The sequence below is a fragment of the Kitasatospora sp. NPDC036755 genome, from assembly GCF_040636595.1.
In the GTDB taxonomy this organism is placed as follows: domain Bacteria; phylum Actinomycetota; class Actinomycetes; order Streptomycetales; family Streptomycetaceae; genus Kitasatospora.
On the sequence record NZ_JBEZUT010000020.1, the window covers coordinates 1 to 19,372 of the forward strand.

Sequence of the window (19,372 nt, forward strand, 5' to 3'; positions counted from 1 at the left end):
CGCCCGCCGGGGGGGGCCGCCCCCGCTGTTGGGGGGGGGCGCCACCGGCGCGTCCGGCGCCGGTCCGTTGGTCCGTGGTCCGGCGGTCCGGCGGTCCGGCAGTCCGGCAGTCCGGCAGTCCGGCAGTCCGCTAGTCCAGCTGGGAGAGCGCGTCGGTGATCAGCTTGGTGGCGAAGTCCTGGCCCTTGCCGGAGATCCGGTTGATGTACTCCGCGAGCAGGACCGCGGTGGCCTCCAGGGGGTTCATCTCCTCCTTCGTCCACGGTCCGTACTGGGCGCGCCACAGGTTGGGGCTCAGGCCGGTGCCGGCCGCGGTGAGCAGCCCAGCCATGGTGGGGACGACCTCGGGGCTGAAGGTCCTCGGCATCATCCGCATGGTGGTCACCAGGCTCGGGATCGCGTGCTCGATCACGTCCTCCTCGTGCTGCTCGAAGGCCTTGCACAGCCAGTTCATGTACATGTAGACAAGCGTGCAGGCACCTTCCACCACCGCCTCGGCCTCCGCGGGGCCGAAGGACGCGGTGAGCTGGTCGACCATCCGCTGGTGCTCGGGATCCGTCCCGGCCCTGCCGTCGTAGACGGCCTTGAGCCGGGAGTCGATCACCATGAGCGCTGCGCTCACATCGCCGACGGGAGCGTGTCGGGGGTCGCAGGACGGCACAGGACTCCTCCTAGAGCGGCCACGGCCGGTACGGCCGGTCCGTTCGTAGGGTAGGCGTCCGACCGGGAGGGGACCGACGGGTCCGGCCGGAAGCGCCCCGCAGTGCCGGTGCGCGAAGGCCGCCCCGGGTGGGGCCGGGGCGGCGCGGGGGCGGTCAGTGGGGGCCTGCCGCCCGACCCGCGTCAACCGGAATCGGCTCTCCACACGTCAGGGCGAGCCACTGGAAGCCGGGTTGACTGCTGGGGCCGGGGGGCGGCCGGCTCGCGCTCCGGCCAGCCGCCCCCTCCTACCTCCTTCCCGCCCTGTCAGCCGGCCGAGGCCGCGGACCCGGCGTTGCGACGGCGGACGTAGACGGTGGCGAGGACACCGGCGAGCACCGCGCCGCCGCCCATCCCCGCCACGGACGGGTCGATCATCGGGACCGAGGCGGCGGGCTCGGCCCCACCGCACTCGGCGTGGCCGATGACCAGGTCGGCGCCGTTCAACGACGGCAGCAGGGTGATGTGGACGGCGTTGACGGTCAGCACGCCGTTGGCGCCGGTGGTCTGCTCGTTGAGGACGATCGAGCCGACCAGGGGGATGTCGACCTTGGTGTTGGCGGGGGCGTTGGCCTGGAGGTTGACCGGCAGGATGCCGACCGTGACCGACCCGCCCGCGATCAGACCGCTGCCGGTGGCCCCGGTGGGCGTGGCCTTGCAGGTCGAGTTGACGCCGGTCAGGGCGACCGAGGCGACGCCGAGGTCGAGCCCGAGCTTCTCGACCGTCGCGGAGGCCGACGCGGTGCCGTCGACGGGGTTCCCCGCGGTGGTCGCGGTGAGCGTGGCGTCGGTGGCGACCGGCCCGACGTTCAGGCCGACCAGGGTCCGGGTGCCGCCGGACGGGTAGGCGGACTCGGGCGAGGGCGCGACGGCGACCATCCCGCCCAGTGCCTCCGTGGAGACGACGTAGGCGTCGGCCGTGGGGGCGGGCAGCGCGGCGTACGCCGGGGATGCCACGGCGAGGGCTCCGACGGCGAGCGCGGTGCCGGCGAGGACACGGTTGCGGGTGCGAGTTCTCACGGGTGGGCCTTTCGGACGGGGCACGGCGGACGTGGGTGTCGGCGGTGCGGGGGCAGGAAGGGGGTGGTTCAGGGATGGTGGTGCCGAGGACGTGGCGCCAAGGGGGACGGTGCGGGGGTGGTGCTGGTGGTGCGTCGACTCCGCGGGCCGGCCACGGCGTTCGGCCGCGGCCCCACCGGCCGGGGAGAAGTCTCGGCCGCTCAGGCGGTGGCGATCTCCTGGGCGGCGGGCGCCGGCGGCGGCTCGGCCGTACGGGCCGTCTTCTGCCAGGAGCCCTTGCGCCGCACGATCCGCCAGAAGGCGCGGACCGCGACGAGGTAGGTGGTCGCGGCGTACACCGCGAGGGCGAGGCCGTGACCGAGCGCGGCCCGGCGGGTGATCCCCGGCTCGCTGCGGCGCCGGTACAGCGGACCCCAGAGCGCGAACTCGGCCACCCCGAGGACCAGGTAGAGCGCGATCAGCACGGCGCCGCCCTGGCCGAGGAAGGCGAGCACGAACTCCGGGTAGACGAGGATGTTGTAGCCGAAGGCGGCGATCGGCACGGTGTAGACCACCAGGCCGAGGACCTGGAGCCAGGGCTGGACCATGAAGTAGAGGACCTCCAGGAAACCCAGCGTGGTGAACTCCCGGGAGCACCAGACCCGGCGCAGATAGGGCGCGCACTGCATCGAGCCCTGTGCCCAGCGGACCCGCTGGGTGATCAACTGCCGCACGTTCCACAGGGCTTCCTGGTCCACCCAGGCCGTCGTGGTGTAGCCGTTGCGCCAGCCGGCCAGCATCATCCGCAGCCCGAGTTCGAAGTCCTCCAGCAGCGCCCGGCCCCAGGGCTCGCCGCCGCCCCCGTCGATCGAGCGCAGTGCGCTGAGCCGGTTGGCCTGGCCGTTGCCGCCCACGTTGACGGTGCCGGTGAGCCGGCGGGTGATCTGGATGGCGGAGATCGGCCCGCGGAACTCGATGTCCTGGAGCCGGGCCAGCAGCCGGGCGAACCGGTTGGCCAGCCGCCCCCGGTGGGGCAGCGGAACGGCCACGTCGCGGTTGGACATCCGGACCTCGACCTGGACGGCGCCGATGGCCGGATCACCGAAGAAGGAGGGCCCGGCGAAGGTGTCCAGCATCCCCGGCGAGGGCCGCCCGTCCGCGTCCAGGACGATCAGGACGACCCGGTCGGCGTCGGCGGACTCCGGCAGCCAGGCGTCCAGCGCCCGGTAGGCGTCGTTCAGCGCGTCGCCCTTGCCGGTGCGCGCCCGCGGAAGCCGTCGGCCGACCAGGTGAACGGGCCGCCCCTCGGCCGCCCTGGCCCGCACCACCTCGGCGGTCCGGTCCTCGGAGTGGTCGTCGACGACCCAGACCCGCGCCCGGGGGAAGTGCCGGGCGAGGTAGTCCAGAGTGGTGCCGATCACCGCCTCCTCGTCCCGGCAGGGTATGAGGAAGTGCCAGTCGAAGCCGCTCGGGTCGCCCGGGGCGTCCGGGCCGGCCCGCAGGAAGTTGCGCACGATCACCGAGACGTAGGCGAGGAAGCCGATCCCCAGCACGAAGGAGAGGGAGACGGACAGGTCGAGCAGGGTCACGGCGCATCGGCCTCCGCGTCGCGGGTGGGCGTTCGGGTGATCAGGAAGAGGAAGAGCAGCAGCGCGAGCAGACCGGCGGCCATCATCAGCACCGAGCCGAACAGGACGTGCGTCCAGCCGAACCCCTCGTCCCCGTAGCGGTTCTGCATGGCGACGATCAGCGTCAGCCGGCCCAGGTTGGCGGCGAGGACCAGGGCGGCCGCCAGGACGAAGCCGAGCAGGACCCGGGCCGGCCCGCGACTGCCGAACAGCAGCAGCACTCCGGCCAGCAGGGCCAGCGGGGCGATCAGCAGGGCACTGCTGCAACCGGTGGTCAGGGCGATCCCGCGCCCGAAGCCGCTCGCGTCGCCGGCGTACAGCACCGGCGCGTCGGGGGCCGCGAGCAGCAGGGTCCGCAGGCCGAGCGCGTGCGAGACGAACCACTGCGCACCGGCCATCTCCTGGAACCGGTAGGCACGTTCACCCGCGATCAGGGCCCCGCCCAGGCCCAGCAGCAGCGACCCGGCCACCCCGGCGAGCACCCGGCCGGACAGCGGGGCGCCTCCGGCCGGCGACAGCGGCGAGCGGGCCGGGCCCGGTGGCCGGGAGGGTTGCGGGTGGACGTCTGCGGTCACGAGGAAACCCCTTGGGATCGGCGCGAGTTGACGGCGGGCGGTGGGGCGGTGGCGGTTCGGTGGGGCGGTGGGGGGATGGGCGGTACCGGGGCTACCGGCCGTCCGGCTCCCGGCCTCCGGTCCCGCCGGTCCGGTCCGCGCGGTCGGTCCGCTCGCCCCGGTCGGCGGCCAGCCGGCTGCGCCGCAGCAGGGCGACTCCCACCAGTACCAGGGCGGTGCCCGCCGCGGCCGCGACGCCGAGGCCGGGCGAGCCGGTCGAGGCGAGCACGCCGCCGCCGGCCGCCGTCGGGGGGAGTCCGCCGCCTATGGGTCCGTACATGGTGGTTCCTCTCGTGGGGGCCGGGTTGTCCCGATCTTTGCGATCTGGAGCCGTATGTTGCTGGGCCGATCGGATGATCGGATAGGTGCGCCGCGCCCATTCGGGTGGAAATCACCCGTTTGCCGTAACCGACCGCGCGGGATCGCCGAGACGCCGGTACGCCGAACGCGGACCTCCTCCGGCCAAGTCGGCGCGACGCGGGGCTTTTTGATGCACCGGCATACGAACCAACGCCGGACCGCTCGAGCCCGGTCCACCCCCTATCCGCCAAGTGGGTGACATTGCTCCCGCTTGTGGATATTTCTTGCGAATCCCCTCATATCGTCTGCTGTTACTCCCCCATCTCACCCCTTCGCCCCCTTCGGAGCGCCATGTCCTCGACCGACATCGCCCTGGTCCTCGGGACCCGGCCGGAGATCGTCAAACTCGCCGGGGTGGCCCGCCTCCTCGGCCCGCGGGCCCGCATCGTCTGGAGCGGGCAGCACTGGGACCCGGCCCTCACCACCGCCTTCTTCGCCCAGTACGGCCTCCCCCGGCCGCACCACCTGCTCAACGGCGTCGGCGGCGAACCGCGCGGCCGCCAGATGGGCCGGATGGTCAGCGCGCTGAGCGACCACCTCGCCGCCCGCCCGCCGGCCGCCGTGGTCGTCCAGGGCGACACCAACACCGCCGCCGCCGGCGCCCTCGCGGCACACTGCGCGGGCATACCCGTCGTCCACGTCGAGGCCGGCCTGCGCTCCTTCGACCCCGACATGCCCGAGGAGGCCAACCGCCGCCTGATCGCCCCGCTCGCCGACCTGCACTGCGCCCCCACCGCGACCGCCGCGGCCCACCTGCTGCGCGAGGGGATCGACGCGGACCGGGTGATCATCACCGGCAACACCGTCGTCGAAGCGACCCTGGAGACCCTGCCCGCCGAGCCCGAGGCCCGCCGCATCGTGGCCGAACACGCCGTCATCCCCGGCGGCTACCTGCTCGCCACCATCCACCGCCCGGAGAACACCGACGACGCCGCGCGGCTCGCCCAGATCCTCGACCAGCTCGCCGCCCTCGACCTGCCGGTGCTGCTGCCGCTGCACCCCCGGACCAGGGCCGCCGTCGAGGCGTTCGGCCTGCGCCGCCCGAGCGCGCGACTGCGCCGGATCGAGCCGCTGGACCACGCCGGGTTCCTTGCCCTGGCCCGGCACTGCCGGCTGCTGGTCTCGGACTCCGGCGGGGTCCAGGAGGAGTGCACGGTGCTCAAACGCCCGCTCGTCGTGGTGCGCAACTCCACCGAGCGCCCCGAGGCCGTCCGGGCCGGCTTCGCCCGGCTCGCCCGCCCCGGCCACGAACTCGCCCGCGCGCTGCGGGAACTGCTCGCCGACGAGGCCGCCGCGGAACGGCTGGCGCGGCTCCCCTCGCCCTACGGCAGCGGACAGGCGAGCGCCGAGATCGTCGCCGCGCTCCGCGACCGCTACCTCTCCCCCGGCCCGGCTGTCGGGCAACCCGCGCTGCCGCTCGCCGAGTTGGGGCTGGTCTGACGGGGCTGCACGCCGCCCCGCCGAGGCTCCACGGGCGCGTCGCACGCCTCGGCGCCTCGCACGGCGCGACGGCGCGACGGCACGGCCGCTCGACGGCTCGACGGTACGGCCGCTCGATCACCGACCGGTGCCCGGCGCCCCCGCCCCGCCCTCCCGGCCGGGCCGGCGAATCCCCGTGAACAGCGCGGGCCCGCACCCCACGCCCGTCGCCCTGCCGGAGCGCGCGTCCACCCGTCACCCGGCCTCCGCCCGCCGCTCCAGCCGGGTGCCCGACCGCAGCGTGATCGACATCAGGTCGCTGGGGGCGTCCAGCTCCAGTCGGTGCCAGCGGCCCCGGGGCACGATCGCGGCGGTGCCCGCCGTCAGCCGCACCACGGACTCGGCCGCGCCGGGCTCGACCGGGCGGAGGTGGAGCCGGACGCCACCGGCCAGGCAGCAGACCGCCTCCTCGGCCTCGGGGTGCATCTCCCAGTGGTCGGCGTGGACGTCGGCGTCGCTCTCCACGTGGAAGGTCGCGATCTGCCAGACCCCGGGGTCGCCACCGGCCATCCGGCGCCCGGTGGCCCGGACGTCGCCGCCGGGGTGGATCTGCAGGGCCGAGGCAAACAGGTCCAGGGCCGCGAGCGGAGTGGTCGTCATGAGCGGTTCCTTCCAGTGGGTTCTCGACGGGGTGAGCGGGGCCGGGGGCTGTGCGCCTCCGGCCGCCACCCGGGCCGGACTATTTTTGTACGCGTATAGAAACTAGCCCCGAGCGATCCCCGCTGTCGAGTCCCGAGCGATGATGGAGCCATGCAGCAGCCCCCCGCCCCGCAGCCCTCCGCACCGCGACCCGACGGACCGCAGCCGCCGTCCGCACCGCAACCCGCCGGACCGCGCCGCGCCGCGCGCAAGGCCACCGGGCGGCCACCCCGCATCTCCCGGGAGGAGGTCGTGACCGCGGCCCGCCGGATCGTGGACGAGGAGGGCGTCGAGCGGCTGACCATGCGCCGGCTGGCCACCGAGGTCGGCAGCACGCCGATGGCCCTCTACCACCACGTCCGCGACAAGGAGGAACTGCTCGTCCTGCTGCTGGACGACTACGCCGCACGGACGCTGCGGCCGACCGCCCTGCCGGCCGAGCCGCGCGAACGCGTCGTCGCCGCGGCGGCCGCGATCCACGAGGCGCTCGCCGCCTGCCCCTGGATCGTCGAGGTACTGACCGGGGACAGCCTGATGTCCGCCCACTCCCTGTGGTTCGTGGAGCAGATCGTCGACGGCCTGATCGCCGGCGGCCTCTCCCCGGAGCGGGCCGTCCAGGGCTACCGCGCCGTCTGGTACTACACGGCCGGCGAGATCATGGTCCGCGCGTCGGCGGCCCGCCGCCCGGCCCCCGACGACCGCCCGACCCACCGGCAACAGGTCTTCGCCGAACTCGACCCGGAACGGCTCCCCCGCCTGGCCCGGCTCGCGGACCGCTGGGCACCGCTCACCGCCCGGGACACCTATCGGGACGGCCTGGACGCCCTGGTGGACGGCCTGCTCGCGGCCCGCTGAGCGGAGCCCCGGCCGGGAGCCGCCGCCTCCCCGCCAGGAACCACTGCTTCCTACTTCCCCACCACGACCCGGCCGAGAAGGCCGCTGAGCACACGCGGCGCCAGCCGCCGGGCCGTCCACAACGCCCGGGTGCCGCGCCCAGGGAAGGCCCACGCCCGGCCGCGCGCCAGGGCCCGGTCCATCGAGTCCAGCACCTGCTCCGGGCTCAACCCCCGCCGCTTGCCGATCAGTTCGGGGCTGTCCCGCCGGATGCGCGCCAGCATCGGGGTCTCCACCGCGGGCGGACAGACGCACAGCACCCGGATGCCGTCACCGCGGTGCTCGGCCGCGACGATCTCGGCGAGGTAGTGGACGGCCGCCTTGGCCGCGCCGTAGGCGCCACCCAGCGGCACGGGCACCCAGCCGCCGATCGACCCCAGGAGCACCAGCTGGCCCCCGCCCCCGGCGGCCATCGCCGGCACCACGGCCCGGACCGTCCGGAGCGTGCCCCCGTACAGGACCTCCATCAGGCGCAGGGTGTCCGCCGGGTCCGCGTCGAGCAGCCGCCCCATGTCCGCGACGGCGGCGCAGTGCACCAGCCGGCGGGGCGGGCCCAGCTCGCGGCCGACCTCACGGACCAGGGCGCCGACCGCCTCCTGCTCCGTGACGTCGCAGACGAACGGGCGCACCCCGGGGGCCTGTTCCGCCAACGCGTCGAGACCGGCCGCGTCGACGTCGACCGCCGCGACCGCCCAGCCCGTCCGGGCCAGCCGCAGCGCCGCCGCCCGCCCGATCCCGCTGGCGGCCCCGGTGACGATCGCCACCCCTCCCGGCACGGACACTCCCGGCACGGACGCCATCTGCCACACTCCCGCGGCTGCGAGGGCCACCGGACTCCTGCTCCCGGCACCGGAGGCCGGGCCCGCCCCGCGCCGACCGGTTCCTACCCGGCCGGCGCCCAATCAACTCGCCGTCCCCGGAGCCAGATTGACCCCACCCGCCGCCCCGCCCCCCCCTCTTCGTCCACCCGCTGCCTCAGCCGTTGCCGAAGAAGCCGAGCGCCCCCGCCGCACAGACCCCGCCGGCCCCCATGAAGACCGGGGTCAGCACCTTGATCTCCACCCAGCTGCCGGCCCGGAACCGCATGCCCTTCGGCGGCCCGACCGGGTACCAGCGCCGGCGCCCGATCGGGATCGGCCACAGCACCGGACAGCCCGAGACGGTCAGCGCGTCGCCCAGACAGTGCACCAGCGCACCGAGCGCGATCGGCAGCCCGATCCAGAGGTACTGCTGCCCGGGCTCCTCGAACAGCCACTGCGAGCCGTTCCCGGGCTTGTCGAGGACCTCCGCGAGCATCCAGGCGCTGGTCGCCCCCAGCAGCCACACCAGGACGTCGCTGGAGACCCGCGCGTGCCGCCACAGCAGGCCCTCGATCGCCAGCACCATGTGCACGAACAGCACCACCAGCACGCCCCAGCGGCCGCCGAACACGGCCACCGCCGCGGCGCCCGCCCCGCACAGCACCGCCCACAGCCAGGTGTGGGTCAGCGTGCGGTGGCCGCCCGAGCGCCGAGGGTCACCCTTGCCCCGGGTGGCCTTGTACACCGCGTACGAGAGGTTGTCGATCACCTCGCAGGCCGCCCGGGACACCGGCCCGAACGCCCTGGATATCGTCGCCGCCTTGTGGTCCAGGTCCGGCGCGAGCGCCGCGCCCGCGCAGATCAGCGCCCCCGCGAGCAGGACCGGCCAGGGCATCGGTTCCCCCATGCCGGCCGCCACCGCGCCCACCCCCAGCCACGCGGCCGCACCCGACAGCGAATGCGCCGGTCCCATCATGTCCGTACACCACCGATCCTCATCAGCTCCGTCCTCACCGCGAGGACCTGACATCACGGCAGCCTATCCGTCCATGATCACCGACCGGGGCGGCCGGTCGGTCGCCCGTCGGTCGCCCGGCCGGGCGAGCATCAGGCCAGCGCCTTCTCCAGCGCGGCGAGGTAGCTCCGCATCAAGTGGTCGCGGATCCCCTCGCCGTCCGGGGAGAAGGCCGCGGCGCCCAGCCCCTTGGCCCGGTCGCTCAGCCCTGCCACCAACCCGACCCGCTCCTTGACACGGCCCGCCGAGTCGATGTGGCGCAGCGACTCGACATGGGTGAAGGCGGGCTCCGGGGGCAGCTCGGGGACGATGTCGTTGCCGTGGACGAAGCGGAAGGTACGCCCCTTCAGGCCCTTGTCGTACGCGGCGGCGAGGATCCGGTCACAGGTACGGGGCTGGCCGAAGGTGTACACGCCGTCGGCCGCCAGCCGCGGATCCTCCAGGTCGAGCCGGGCGGCGACCAGCATGGCGAGCGCACCGCCCAGGCTGTGGCCGGTGAACCAGACGGTCTGGTCGCCGGTCCGCAGATCGGAAATGGCCTTGGCGACATCGGGAAAGACGGAGTCCAGGGCCTCGGCGAAGCCGTAGTGAACATAACCCGTCCGGGCGGGGCCCGGCCAGGGCGGTGTGCTGGCGTCGGTGAGCCAGTCCCGGAGCTGCGCGGGCTCGGTGCCGCGGAACGCCGTGACGATCATGTCGTCGCCGGCCATCGTGTACGCCTGGGTGTCCTGCAACGGGAACGGCGGAGTGAACGCCGTCCGGTGGTGACGCACCGTACCGAAACCCCAGGCGTGGGCCTGCTCCTCGATGGTGGCCTCGTCCTTGTAGGCGAGGTCGGCGGCCCTCGCCATCCAGTAGGCGTGCGGCAGGCTGTAGCCGCTGACGTGCTGCTCGAAGACGGTGGGTACGGCCATGACGGCGCTCCTGTCGGTCCGGCGGAGGGTGGGCCCCAGCACCCGCCCGGCGCCACCCCCACAGGGCGCCCACCGTGACGCCCTGGTGACCAGCAGTGACGCTACCCCGCCCCCCACCCCGCACGCCCCAGCCACACCGGACCCCGCGCCGTGAGCGCGGTGACCGCAGGCTGGTCGGCCGCTCCCCCGCTGACGCGGGGAACATCGGATCGGAGAACTCGGAACATCCGGCCCATCCCCGCGGACACCGGGAGCAGGGACAGGCAGATTACCGCCTCTCGCCCGGCAACCGAGTCATGCCCGGCCACCACTTCGGGCAGGGCCACCGGCTCAGGCCCGGAACGCGAGGTGCAGGCCCCGGGTCTGGTCGTAACGGAGCCGCTTCAGCCCGCTCGTGCCGTCCGGCTCCAGGACGATGACGTGGCGGTACCGCAGGACACCGATGCCCGGGTTCTCCCAGTACTCGAGGGGCGGCAGGTGGTCGAGCCAACCGGCCGGAACGGAGACCGTGTTGAGCATCAGGTTCCGCTGCTGGGCCCGTCGGGCGGCACGTTCCGCGGCGCGGCGGCCGTACCGCTTGAGGTCCGCCCTGATCCGGCCTTCCCGGTCGTAGCTGTAGTGCTTGCTGATGTGTTCGCCGGCCAGGGGTTGGCGGTAGAGCAGGACGGCCTCGACGGAGGGCTCCGCAAGGCGTGACCGGGCCGCCAGACCGGGAGTTCCGTCGTTGCCGTTCCCGTTCGCGCGTCCGCTCTCCAAGAGGTGCATGTCACCGGGAGCTCCGTCCTCGGGGTGGTACGGATGCAGGGCGTAGGCCTTGGCGGCGTTCGCGTGCCTCTCGAGTTCGGCGTTCCAACCGTCCCAGGCCGTCGATAGCAGGGCCCCCATGGGGGTCTGCGGGAACGGCTCCGGAGCGTAGACGGACTCGATCAGGGCCTCGTTGTCGCGGGGCGTGGACAGGCAAGCGATTCGGGTGGCCGGATCGGCCCGCCGGGCCTCCTCGCAGTCCGGACAGGCCGGCCCGGCCGCGCGTTCCGCGAGCCGACGGTAGGTCGCGGCGAGCGCGTAGGGCGCGTACACGAAGCCGTCGCGGTTGCCCTGGGTCCGGCCGGCCGGGGGCTCGACGAGCGGCAACTGCCCCTGACCCGGCCGCCACAGGACGGTCATGCGAGGGATCCGCATGCCGACAGGGCGAATGCCGGCACCGTCGTTGACGGCGTGCCGGTGGAGGCGGCCGCGTCGCTGGATGAGCAGGTCGACGGGGGCCAGGTCGCTGTAGAGGCGGTCGGTGTCCAGGTCCAGTGACTGTTCGATCACCTGGGTCGCGACGACCAGCAGGCGGGCCGGGCGCCGCGGGTTGACCATCAGCCGGTCTTCCCCCGGGCCCAGGAGCCGGCGGATCTCGGCTTCCCTCGGCAACCGATCGCGGGGCGCGAGCCGGCCGTGCAGCAGCAGGATCTCGTCCCGGCGCCACCCGTGGCCCTCCGCCCGCGCGACCAGCCTGGTGTAGAGCTCGTGGGCGGCACCGACCCGGTTGCGGATCACTGTGACGATGCCTCCGGTGGAGGCTTCGCGGAGCAGCCGGTCGGCGAGGGCTGCGGCACCCGGGTCGGGCAGCAGGTCGAGCCGGGTGTGGAGTTCGGTCGGCGGTTCGTCGGGGGTCGCGCGGGTGATGCGGCCGTGCCGGTCGACGAGGGTGACCGGGCCCTTCGCGTCGGTGGGCCGGGGGACGGTGCCGTGGCCACGGCACCATGCTGCGATCAGGGCCTCGCGGGCGGCTGCGGGGAGCGTGGCGGAGAGGACCACGACGGAGGCTCCCGCATCGGCGAGCCAGGAGACCGCCGCCCCCAACATCCGTTCCTGGAAGAGCTGGTAGGCATGGGCCTCGTCGATGACGAGGGTCTTGTTGGCGAGGCCGAAGAGTCGCAGGAACCAGTGCGCGGACCGCTGCGAGGCCAGGGTGACCTGGTCGACGGTGCCGACACCGAAGGTGGAGACCAGGCCGAGGCAGCGCCGGAGGTACCAGGGGTCAAGGACCACGTCGGCGGTCGTGTCCCGATCGGGGCGGTCGCAGAGGGTGGATTCGGCGAAGGGCGTGAGGTCGGTGAGGTCGTCGGACCGGGTGGGGGCCTCCCCCGCGTCAATGAGCCGGTGCACGGCGTCCGTCGCTTCCTCGGCCCCGTGGACGACCGCGAGGTTGGCATCGCCCGGCCGACCGAAGGCGCGGGCGAGGAACTCGATGTGTGCCATCGCGGCCTGGTCGGTGGCGGCCCGGGTGGGCATCGCCGTGTAGAAGCCGTGGTAGCCGTTGGTGCGGGCCAGGTGATGGGCGTACCAGAGGGCCAGGGAGGTCTTCCCCGATCCGGTGCCGGCCTCGATGACGACCAGGGCCGGCCCCTCCTCCGGCGCGATGCTCATGGCTGCCGACTGGAACGGCCTGGGCTGCGGGGTCCCGGGGAAGAGCCGGGCCCACGGCTCGGGCTTCGGCTCCCAACCGCGCAGGCGAAGGTCGTGCACCGCGGTGCGCGCAGACTTCTTCGCGTCGTGCCACCACTGCCGGACACCCCCCTTGTCACGGAACTCGAAACGGTTGACGTCGGACGCGATCCAGTCCGCGAGGACGACCAGACCGGCGAACAGGGGCCTCGCCGCCGGGCGCTCGAAGGAGGTCCGGTCCGGCAGCCGTTCCAGGTCGACGCCCAGGCACGAGGCCACGGCCTCGATGAGGAACCGCTGGACGCCGTCCCAGTCCTTCGGTGGGGCCGCTGTCGGCGCCCGACCGACGAGGTCGGGGCCCGGAACGTGACCGTGGTGGCCGCCGAGGAGCAGGGCCACCCGGTGGAGGCCGAGGTGCGGGGCTCCCCCGCCCCCGCAGTCCGCGCACCTGCAGCCGAGGAGCCGTGGCAGGCAGTGGGCGGTGACGAGTTCGTGCCGCAGCCGACGGGCAGCCCGGAGGTCGCCGGGGAGCGGCACCCCGTTCCGGCGGGCCAGCGCGAGCCACTCCTTGGCGGCCTTGCGGAGATGGCCCCGGTCGGTGTCGAAGAACTGCAGCTGGAAGCCCGCGGAGGCCTTCCCCAGGTCGTGGAGGCCGGCGTAGAACATCGCGTTCCGCCGGGCGACGGCGGCATCCCCGGAACCCAGGGCCTCGGCGAGACGGTCACGGACGGGCGTCGCGAGGTAGTGGTCCCACAGTTCCCCGGCACAGGCGGCGGTGTCGAGCAGGTGGGCCAGGAGCGGGTTCCAGGACGGACCGCCCCGCTTCTCGCTGATCTTGAACTGGTCGGTCTTGCCCCAGACCGTGACACCCGCACGGGTGATTTCCTGAAGTTCCATCGTTTGGCCGCTCCCGAGGTCAGTAGGGTCCCGCTCCGTGACGAACCATCAAAACTTGAGGATGTCACGAGATCTCCTCGGATATCAGGACACATGGCCGAGTTGGGACCCGCGGACGGAAGCGTGCCAGCCGGTCCTGACACGGCCCGGATCGCACCGTCCGGGGGAAGGGAAAGTGCCGGCCGCGCGTCCGGCCGGGGTACACCGGGCCGGGCTGGTCGAACTCCTCAGAAGCGCCGATGACTTCACCGCGCTGATCAGCTCGACGCCGGGCGAGGAAGTCGCCGTGCTCGAATACCTGATGGCGATCATGTACGCGGCCGGGCATGTCCCGCCCGGGCCCGAAGAGTGGCTCCAGTGGGTGAACGAGGCACGCTCCCTGGAGGAGGCGGCGGCCTGGTTGGAGAAGGAACCACCCGAGCACTGGGACCTGTTCCACCCCGAGCGTCCACTGGGCCAGAACGCACTGCTGGCCCCGTTCATGGCCGCGGGCGGCGTCGGCCCGGCGCAGCTCGTCATCGAACGCACCGGCGACTACAACCAGTTCTTCGACAAGGTGCACCTGCACGACCCAGAGCCGATGAAGCCGGACGCGGCGTTCCGGGCCCTGCTGACGCAGCACGCGTACGGACTCGGCGGACGGGCCATGGCCAAGGCCGACTGGCTGGGCCCCCAACTGACCTATCAGGCGGTGGGCCGACTCGGCACCCGCATCCGCGTGCTGGCCCGGGGGCGGACCCTGGGTGAAACCCTGCGGCTGAACATCACGCCGTGCAAGCCTACCGACACCGGGACCTTCAACTACTCCTGGACCGACGGCCGCACCGGCCGCCGTACCTTCCGCGGCCGGAAGGAGACACGGCTGCCGGACGGGCCGGCCGACCTCCACTCCTTCCTCGGCCGGTCGATCCTCCTTCGCCCCGTCCTGGTCGACGGCGAGATCACGGTCGACCGGGTCCTGCGGGCCGCCGGCGAGATCCTCGACCCGCTGGCGCCCGACCACCTCCAGGACGCCGTCCTGGTGACGGGCAGGAAGGGCGGCGACGCGGAACCCCTGCGGCCGAGCGAGGACCGCGCACTCTGGCGCGAGTCCCACGCGGTGTACGCGGCTACCTCCAGGGCCGACGCGGATCTGGCGAAGGGCAGAGACCTCTACGACCGCCTCGCCGGCCTGCACGGTCGGCGGGTAGACCTGACCGCGGTCGGCCTGATCTCCCACCAGGCCAAGGCCACGGCCTGGGTCTCGGACACCTTCCCCTACGTGCCCGTACGGAGGAAGCAGCTCAAGTGGGCCGCCGACGATGGCTCACTGATCTGCGAGTACGCCGCCAAGTCCCTCTACGCCGCCGCGGTCGTCGCCCGCGACAAGGCCTACCCCAACCCGAAGCCTTCCGACAAGGCGTCCCTGCTCAAGCGTTTCCACGCCGAACCGGAACTGTGGGCCGGCGCGGCCGACCACTTCTCGTTCCTGATCGCGGAAGTGAGCGCCGGAACCGACGTCGACAAGGGTCCCCTGGCGGAATTCGGCCGGGAGATCCGCGAGCTCACCGGGCAGGTCCTCCGGGCCCGCCTGGCATCGTTGCCGCCAGGCGGGCGGGGGATGAATGCCCGGGCCCAGGCGGAGCAGACGTTGAAGAAGATGCTGGCGAGCTCCACTTGCCCGCCGTACCTGAAGGAGCCTCCTCGTGATTGACGAGCAGCTGTGGCTGGACCTGAGCGACGTCCTCAAGCCTGACGCCGTCCCCGACCGTGCCCCCCGCGACGCACCGGCGGCCGAACGCACCCCCGGCCGGCTCCTCACCAGCTGGCTGTGCGGCCTGGTGTGGTCCCACGACTACGGCCGCCTCGCCGAGCTGCGCCGCCCCGAGGCCCTGTCGGAACCCAGGCTGCGCGCGGCCTCCTTCAGCCCCGAGGAGGAGCAGCGGCCCGTCTTCGAGAAGGTCGCCTTCCTCTTCGCCCGCTACCACGCCGGCCGGAGTGTGCCCCAGGCCGGCTTCGGCTCGATGGGCGACGCCCTGCGCCGCATCGGGTCGCCCGCCGGCCGGGGAAGGAACGACCCGGGTGCAAGGCGTCTCCTCGACCGGCTGGTGGCCTCCCGCGAACTGCCCGTACGCCACCTGCAGCACGCAGTCGAACGCGCCCGGGCCTGCGAGGTGGCACCGCCTTCCTGGGACCGGCTCACCAGGGACCTGTCCACGTGGAAGACCAAGGGCCGGGCCACACCGTACGGCTGGGCCCGCGACTTCTACACCCCCGAATACCCTGCGAAGAAGAACGGCTGACGACATGACGATCATCCGCACCAGTGCTGTGTCCGAGCGTCTCACCGGCCATCAGTTCCTCTCCCTGCACGCCCTCGAAAGCCTGGTCGCCGTCCTGCCGGTCCGCGACGAGAACGGCATGGCGAAGACCATTCCGTTCGGCGGCGAGACCAGGAACCTGATCACCTCCCAGGCCCGCCGCCGCGCCGAGCGCACCCTCAGCCGGGAGAAGGCCAACGCCGGCGAAGGCGCCCTCGCCGGCTACACCATGGGCATCCGCACCCGCGAGTGGGCACTGCTCACGTCGGAGGCGCTACGCGGTCGGGGGTGGGAGGAACAGGACGCACTGCCGGTCGCCAAGGCGGTGCTGGAGGGCGTCGGCCTCAAGTTCGGCGACAAGGAGCGCACCCGCAACCTGACGAAGGTGCTGCTGTTCGCCCCCGAGGACGCCGGGAGCAAGCTGGCGGAGTTCATCGACACCCATCGGGACGAGATCGTCTCCTGGACCGGGGAGTTCGAGGAGGCCCGGAAGGTCGCCGAGACCGCCAGGGCCAAGGGCAGGAAGCGCCCCGCGAAAGCCGACGAGGACACCCTGCCCGTCGAGCTCGAGGAGACGACCGGCGAGACCGGTGTTCCCGCTCTGCCCAAGGCCGTACGCACCGCCGTGCTGGCGGCCCTCGCACCCCGCGACGCCATCGACATCGCCCTCTACGGCCGCTTCCTCGCCGAGATCGCCGACTCCCCGAACGTGGACGGCGCCGTGATGACCGGCCCCGCCTTCACCGTCCACGCCGCCACCCAGATCGACGACTTCTACAGCGCCGCCGACGACTCCAAGATCCGCCGCAAGGCCAACGCCCTCGACTTCCTCGACGCCGCCGACGACGCCGGCGCCGGCATGACCGGCTACCAGTCCCTCGTCTCCGGCACCTTCTACCGCCACGCCGCCCTCGACCGCGTCCAACTGCGCGTCAACCTGATGGCCGGCGGCATGAGCGCCGGGGACGCCGACCAAGCCGCCATCGCCGCCGAGCGCCAGTTCGTGGAGGCATTCATCGACGCCATGCCGGCCGCCAAGAAGAACACCACCGCCTCCACAGGCTCCCTGCCGAAGCTGATCCTCGCCTTCGACGGCAAACGCCCCTTCAACTACTCCGCCGTCTTCGAGGAGCCCATCGACGAACAAGCCGACGGCGGCGTCAGCCGCGCCGCCGCCATGAGGCTCCTGAAGCACCACCGCCTCGTCACCCGCAAACGCGCCGACATCGCCGGAGGCCGCGTCCTCACCTACGACCTCGGCATCCAGGACCTCCTGGACGAACTCGACGCCGCGGGCACCCTCGCCGCCACCGAAGCCGACACCGCCGAGGAGCTGACCGCCCCGTGACCCAGCCGCACGTGCTCCTGGCCCGGCTCGCCGGACCACTCCAGGCCTGGGGCCTGGTCTCCCGCTTCGACCGGCGCGACACCCACCTCCGGCCGACCAAGTCCGGCTTCCTCGGCCTGCTCGCGGCCGCCGCCGGCCACTCCCGCGACGACTCCCTCCACCCCCTCGACGAGCTCCGCTTCGCCGTCCGCGTCGACCGGCCCGGCACCCCCGTCCGCGACTACCACACCGTCGGCGGCGGCCGGTACCCGCTGCGCCCCCGCGACCTGATCACCGACCACCGCCGCGCCCACCAGGCCTCCGTCGCCCTAGAAGCCGCGACCGGGCCGACGTTCGGCACAGCACCGGCCCGTGCCCTCACCGGCTGGTACGGAGCGCCCAAGGGCATCGCCCCCGACCCCGCCGGCGGCCCCCTCCTGGCCCGCAGGGTCGGCCGCGACCCGATGATCACCAGTCGCAGCTACCTGGCGGACGCCAAGTTCGTCGCCGCCGTCGAACACCCGGACCGGCACCTGCTCGACGAACTGGCCGGCGCTCTCGAACAACCCCGACGCCTGCTCTGGCTCGGACGCAAGAACTGCCCGCCCGCCGGCGAGATCTGCGGCGACGTCCACCCCGGGAGCCTCGAAGAGGTGCTCGCACGGACCGCGTTGCTGCCGCACGCCACCAACGAGCACCCGTGGACGTGGCTCGAGGTGCCCGCCGGCACCACCGGGGCATCCCCCGTCGCCGACCATCCCCTCACCTTCCACACCGTGCACCGGTCCTACGCACCCCGCTGGGAGCAACGCGTACGCATCGAACCCGGCGCGACCATCGGATGGGACCACCTGCTGTGACCGCTGCCTCCACCGACACCTCGCGCTTCGTGGCCTGCCACAGCGTCCTCCACCTCGACGCCACACACACGTTGGCCCAGAAGGCCATCCTCGACCCGCACGTCATGCACCGGCTGGTGATGTCCGGCTTCTACGGCTGGACCGAGCCGGGCGAGACCGACCCGCGAGCCCAGATGGGCATCCTCAACACCTGGACGCTCGACCTGAAGAACAACAGCCTGGTCGTGATCGTCCAGTCGCGCGTCCAGCCCGACTGGTCCTCGATCCCCCGGGCCGCGCTCGCCGACCGCATCGCCCTCCTCCAGGTCGACACCACCGTACGCACCGGCGCGACCTACGGCTTCCGGATCGTCGTGAACCCGACCCGCGACCGCCAGACCCGCGCCGACGACGGCAGCCTCGTCCGCAAACGGCTCTCCGACACCTCCCCCCGCCACGTCAAGGACTGGATCGCCGCCCGCCTCCAGCCGACCGGCGCCGACCGCACCGGCCCGGGCGGCGTCCGCCGCATCGGGGCCGACGGCGACCCCGCCACCATGGCGATCCGCGTGCTGCCCAAACTCGGACTGTCCGCCAAGCACCCCGGCACCAGGATCGGCCGCGCCGAGATCAAGGGCACCCTCACCGTCACCGACCCTCCGGCTTTCGCCGACGCCCTCACCACCGGCATCGGCCGCGCCCGCTCCTACAGCGCCGGCCTGCTGCTGATCCGCCCGACGGCGAGTGGACAGTCGCCGACCGCGTAGGCTGTTGCCCGTCTCCACGGGTACGGCCCCAGTACGGCGCGTAAATCCCGAGGCGCGGCCACGGCCCCAAAAGGCCGCTGCCCACGCACTCTCACCGAGGGATAGGCAGCGGCCGGTGCGGAGATCAGGCTCGTAGCTGGGCTGGCACTCAGCTACGAGCCGCTTCCCGCCTCAGCGGTCTTCTCCCTAGGGTTTCCACCCGGATTCCTCCTCTCTTCCTTGGCGTTCACCACCCGCTCTCCCCAACTCCCCCTTGTCGCGAGCCTAGTGGAACTCGACGCCGACCCCCTCTCCGCTCCCTAGGGGCCTGCCTCCTGGCTCTGCCTCAGGTACCTCGCGAAGCCTCACATCAGAGCCATTCCCATGCGAACGAAGCTTGTCTCCAAGGCCCACACGCCCTCACCTCTCAAGCAGCAAGGCTGCTAATGCTGCGCGACACATCTGACCAGATGCGTCAATGTTGATACCTGCACGGATCACCCCCCACCAGAAGGCCATCATTGACGAGTCGATTCGACCGCATTTCAGCTAGTCCTAAAATCCAGTTGCGTGACCTAACCACCTCTTCCCCTAAACTGAACTGTCACCGAGACGGCCGCTGCCAAGCAAAGTTCTCGAACTCCTCCCCGCATCTTCGGGGGTCAGCCAGCTGCCAATGCGGGCACCCTCGCGACTCCTCCCCGCACCGGCGGGGGTCAGCCGCCCGGCTACCCGGACGCCTACGCCAAGTGGGCTTCCTCCCCGCATCTGCAGGGGTCAGCCGTCGCC

At 72.9% G+C, this 19,372-nt stretch carries 17 protein-coding genes; 7 read left to right on the forward strand and 10 right to left on the reverse strand.

The features are described from left to right. Positions 1 to 130: 130 nt before the first annotated feature. The 5 genes from AB0E96_RS05080 to AB0E96_RS05100 form a co-directional block, all read right to left on the reverse strand. The gene (locus AB0E96_RS05080) at positions 131 to 607 is read right to left on the reverse strand and encodes a hypothetical protein (RefSeq protein WP_359818737.1); all 477 of its coding nucleotides are present in this window, start codon (positions 605 to 607) and stop codon (positions 131 to 133) included. A 359-nt stretch (positions 608 to 966) separates the two neighbouring features. Further along, positions 967 to 1,719, reverse strand: a complete 753-nt coding sequence (locus tag AB0E96_RS05085) for a choice-of-anchor P family protein (RefSeq protein ID WP_359818645.1) — start codon at positions 1,717 to 1,719, stop codon at positions 967 to 969. Between the two features lie 200 nt (positions 1,720 to 1,919). Beyond that, entirely contained in the window at positions 1,920 to 3,287 is a 1,368-nt protein-coding gene (locus AB0E96_RS05090; RefSeq protein WP_359818647.1) for a glycosyltransferase, read from the reverse strand. Beyond that, positions 3,284 to 3,901: an archaeosortase/exosortase family protein gene (locus AB0E96_RS05095; protein ID WP_359818650.1), complete on the reverse strand. Its 618-nt coding sequence runs from the start codon at positions 3,899 to 3,901 to the stop codon at positions 3,284 to 3,286. The genes AB0E96_RS05090 and AB0E96_RS05095 overlap by 4 nt, the downstream gene beginning before the upstream one ends. A gap of 91 nt (positions 3,902 to 3,992) precedes the next feature. After that, positions 3,993 to 4,220, reverse strand: coding sequence for a hypothetical protein (locus AB0E96_RS05100; RefSeq protein WP_359818653.1), 228 nt, complete (start codon positions 4,218 to 4,220; stop codon positions 3,993 to 3,995). A gap of 371 nt (positions 4,221 to 4,591) precedes the next feature. Between AB0E96_RS05100 and wecB the strand changes: the two genes are divergently transcribed. After that, positions 4,592 to 5,740, forward strand: a complete 1,149-nt coding sequence (gene wecB, locus AB0E96_RS05105) for a UDP-N-acetylglucosamine 2-epimerase (non-hydrolyzing) (protein ID WP_359818655.1) — start codon at positions 4,592 to 4,594, stop codon at positions 5,738 to 5,740. Between the two features lie 234 nt (positions 5,741 to 5,974). Here the strand turns inward: wecB and AB0E96_RS05110 are convergent, their stop codons facing one another. Next, positions 5,975 to 6,379 (reverse strand): cupin, encoded by a 405-nt coding sequence (locus AB0E96_RS05110; protein ID WP_359818658.1) that lies wholly within the window; start codon positions 6,377 to 6,379, stop codon positions 5,975 to 5,977. Between the two features lie 150 nt (positions 6,380 to 6,529). On the opposite strand from AB0E96_RS05110, the gene AB0E96_RS05115 reads away from it, so the two are divergent. After that, positions 6,530 to 7,273, forward strand: coding sequence for a TetR/AcrR family transcriptional regulator C-terminal domain-containing protein (locus AB0E96_RS05115; protein WP_359818660.1), 744 nt, complete (start codon positions 6,530 to 6,532; stop codon positions 7,271 to 7,273). 50 nt (positions 7,274 to 7,323) lie between these two features. On the opposite strand, the gene AB0E96_RS05120 is transcribed toward AB0E96_RS05115, so the two are convergent. The 4 genes from AB0E96_RS05120 to cas3 form a co-directional block, all read right to left on the reverse strand. Beyond that, positions 7,324 to 8,112 carry an SDR family oxidoreductase gene (locus AB0E96_RS05120; RefSeq protein ID WP_359818663.1) on the reverse strand — a complete coding sequence of 263 codons (789 nt, stop codon included), beginning with the start codon at positions 8,110 to 8,112 and terminating at the stop codon, positions 7,324 to 7,326. A 175-nt stretch (positions 8,113 to 8,287) separates the two neighbouring features. Beyond that, positions 8,288 to 9,088 (reverse strand): metal-dependent hydrolase, encoded by an 801-nt coding sequence (locus AB0E96_RS05125; RefSeq protein WP_359818666.1) that lies wholly within the window; start codon positions 9,086 to 9,088, stop codon positions 8,288 to 8,290. Positions 9,089 to 9,219: 131 nt separating this feature from the next. Further along, the gene (locus AB0E96_RS05130; protein WP_359818669.1) at positions 9,220 to 10,041 is read right to left on the reverse strand and encodes a lipase family protein; all 822 of its coding nucleotides are present in this window, start codon (positions 10,039 to 10,041) and stop codon (positions 9,220 to 9,222) included. A gap of 330 nt (positions 10,042 to 10,371) precedes the next feature. Further along, positions 10,372 to 13,371 carry a CRISPR-associated helicase Cas3' gene (cas3, locus tag AB0E96_RS05135; RefSeq protein ID WP_359818671.1) on the reverse strand — a complete coding sequence of 1,000 codons (3,000 nt, stop codon included), beginning with the start codon at positions 13,369 to 13,371 and terminating at the stop codon, positions 10,372 to 10,374. A 175-nt stretch (positions 13,372 to 13,546) separates the two neighbouring features. Here cas3 and AB0E96_RS05140 point away from each other — a divergent pair, with 175 nt between their 5' ends. The 5 genes from AB0E96_RS05140 to cas6e are packed head-to-tail and all read left to right on the forward strand — an operon-like array spanning position 13,547 to position 18,604. Beyond that, positions 13,547 to 15,064, forward strand: coding sequence for a type I-E CRISPR-associated protein Cse1/CasA (locus AB0E96_RS05140; RefSeq protein WP_359818673.1), 1,518 nt, complete (start codon positions 13,547 to 13,549; stop codon positions 15,062 to 15,064). Continuing rightward, on the forward strand, positions 15,057 to 15,653 hold the full coding sequence (casB, locus tag AB0E96_RS05145; protein ID WP_359818676.1) for a type I-E CRISPR-associated protein Cse2/CasB: 597 nt from the start codon (positions 15,057 to 15,059) through the stop codon (positions 15,651 to 15,653). Before AB0E96_RS05140 ends, casB begins: the two co-directional genes overlap by 8 nt. Positions 15,654 to 15,657: 4 nt before the next feature. Continuing rightward, positions 15,658 to 17,019, forward strand: coding sequence for a type I-E CRISPR-associated protein Cas7/Cse4/CasC (locus AB0E96_RS05150; RefSeq protein WP_359818677.1), 1,362 nt, complete (start codon positions 15,658 to 15,660; stop codon positions 17,017 to 17,019). Then, complete coding sequence (cas5e, locus tag AB0E96_RS05155) at positions 17,016 to 17,858, forward strand: type I-E CRISPR-associated protein Cas5/CasD (RefSeq protein WP_359818679.1); 843 nt, start codon at positions 17,016 to 17,018, stop codon at positions 17,856 to 17,858. Before AB0E96_RS05150 ends, cas5e begins: the two co-directional genes overlap by 4 nt. Beyond that, a complete protein-coding gene (cas6e, locus tag AB0E96_RS05160; RefSeq protein WP_359818682.1) occupies positions 17,855 to 18,604 on the forward strand; it encodes a type I-E CRISPR-associated protein Cas6/Cse3/CasE in 750 nt (249 codons plus the stop codon). Before cas5e ends, cas6e begins: the two co-directional genes overlap by 4 nt. The last annotated feature ends 768 nt before the right edge of the window (positions 18,605 to 19,372 follow it).

Coding starts and splice junctions, on each gene's coding strand:
- AB0E96_RS05080 (WP_359818737.1), bottom strand. CDS start 607: ATGGTGATCGACTCCCGGCTCAAGGCCGTCTACGACGGCAGGGCCGGG.
- AB0E96_RS05100 (WP_359818653.1), bottom strand. CDS start 4,220: ATGTACGGACCCATAGGCGGCGGACTCCCCCCGACGGCGGCCGGCGGC.
- wecB (WP_359818655.1), top strand. CDS start 4,592: ATGTCCTCGACCGACATCGCCCTGGTCCTCGGGACCCGGCCGGAGATC.
- AB0E96_RS05110 (WP_359818658.1), bottom strand. CDS start 6,379: ATGACGACCACTCCGCTCGCGGCCCTGGACCTGTTTGCCTCGGCCCTG.
- AB0E96_RS05115 (WP_359818660.1), top strand. CDS start 6,530: ATGCAGCAGCCCCCCGCCCCGCAGCCCTCCGCACCGCGACCCGACGGA.
- AB0E96_RS05120 (WP_359818663.1), bottom strand. CDS start 8,112: ATGGCGTCCGTGCCGGGAGTGTCCGTGCCGGGAGGGGTGGCGATCGTC.
- AB0E96_RS05125 (WP_359818666.1), bottom strand. CDS start 9,088: ATGATGGGACCGGCGCATTCGCTGTCGGGTGCGGCCGCGTGGCTGGGG.
- AB0E96_RS05130 (WP_359818669.1), bottom strand. CDS start 10,041: ATGGCCGTACCCACCGTCTTCGAGCAGCACGTCAGCGGCTACAGCCTG.
- cas3 (WP_359818671.1), bottom strand. CDS start 13,371: ATGGAACTTCAGGAAATCACCCGTGCGGGTGTCACGGTCTGGGGCAAG.
- AB0E96_RS05150 (WP_359818677.1), top strand. CDS start 15,658: ATGACGATCATCCGCACCAGTGCTGTGTCCGAGCGTCTCACCGGCCAT.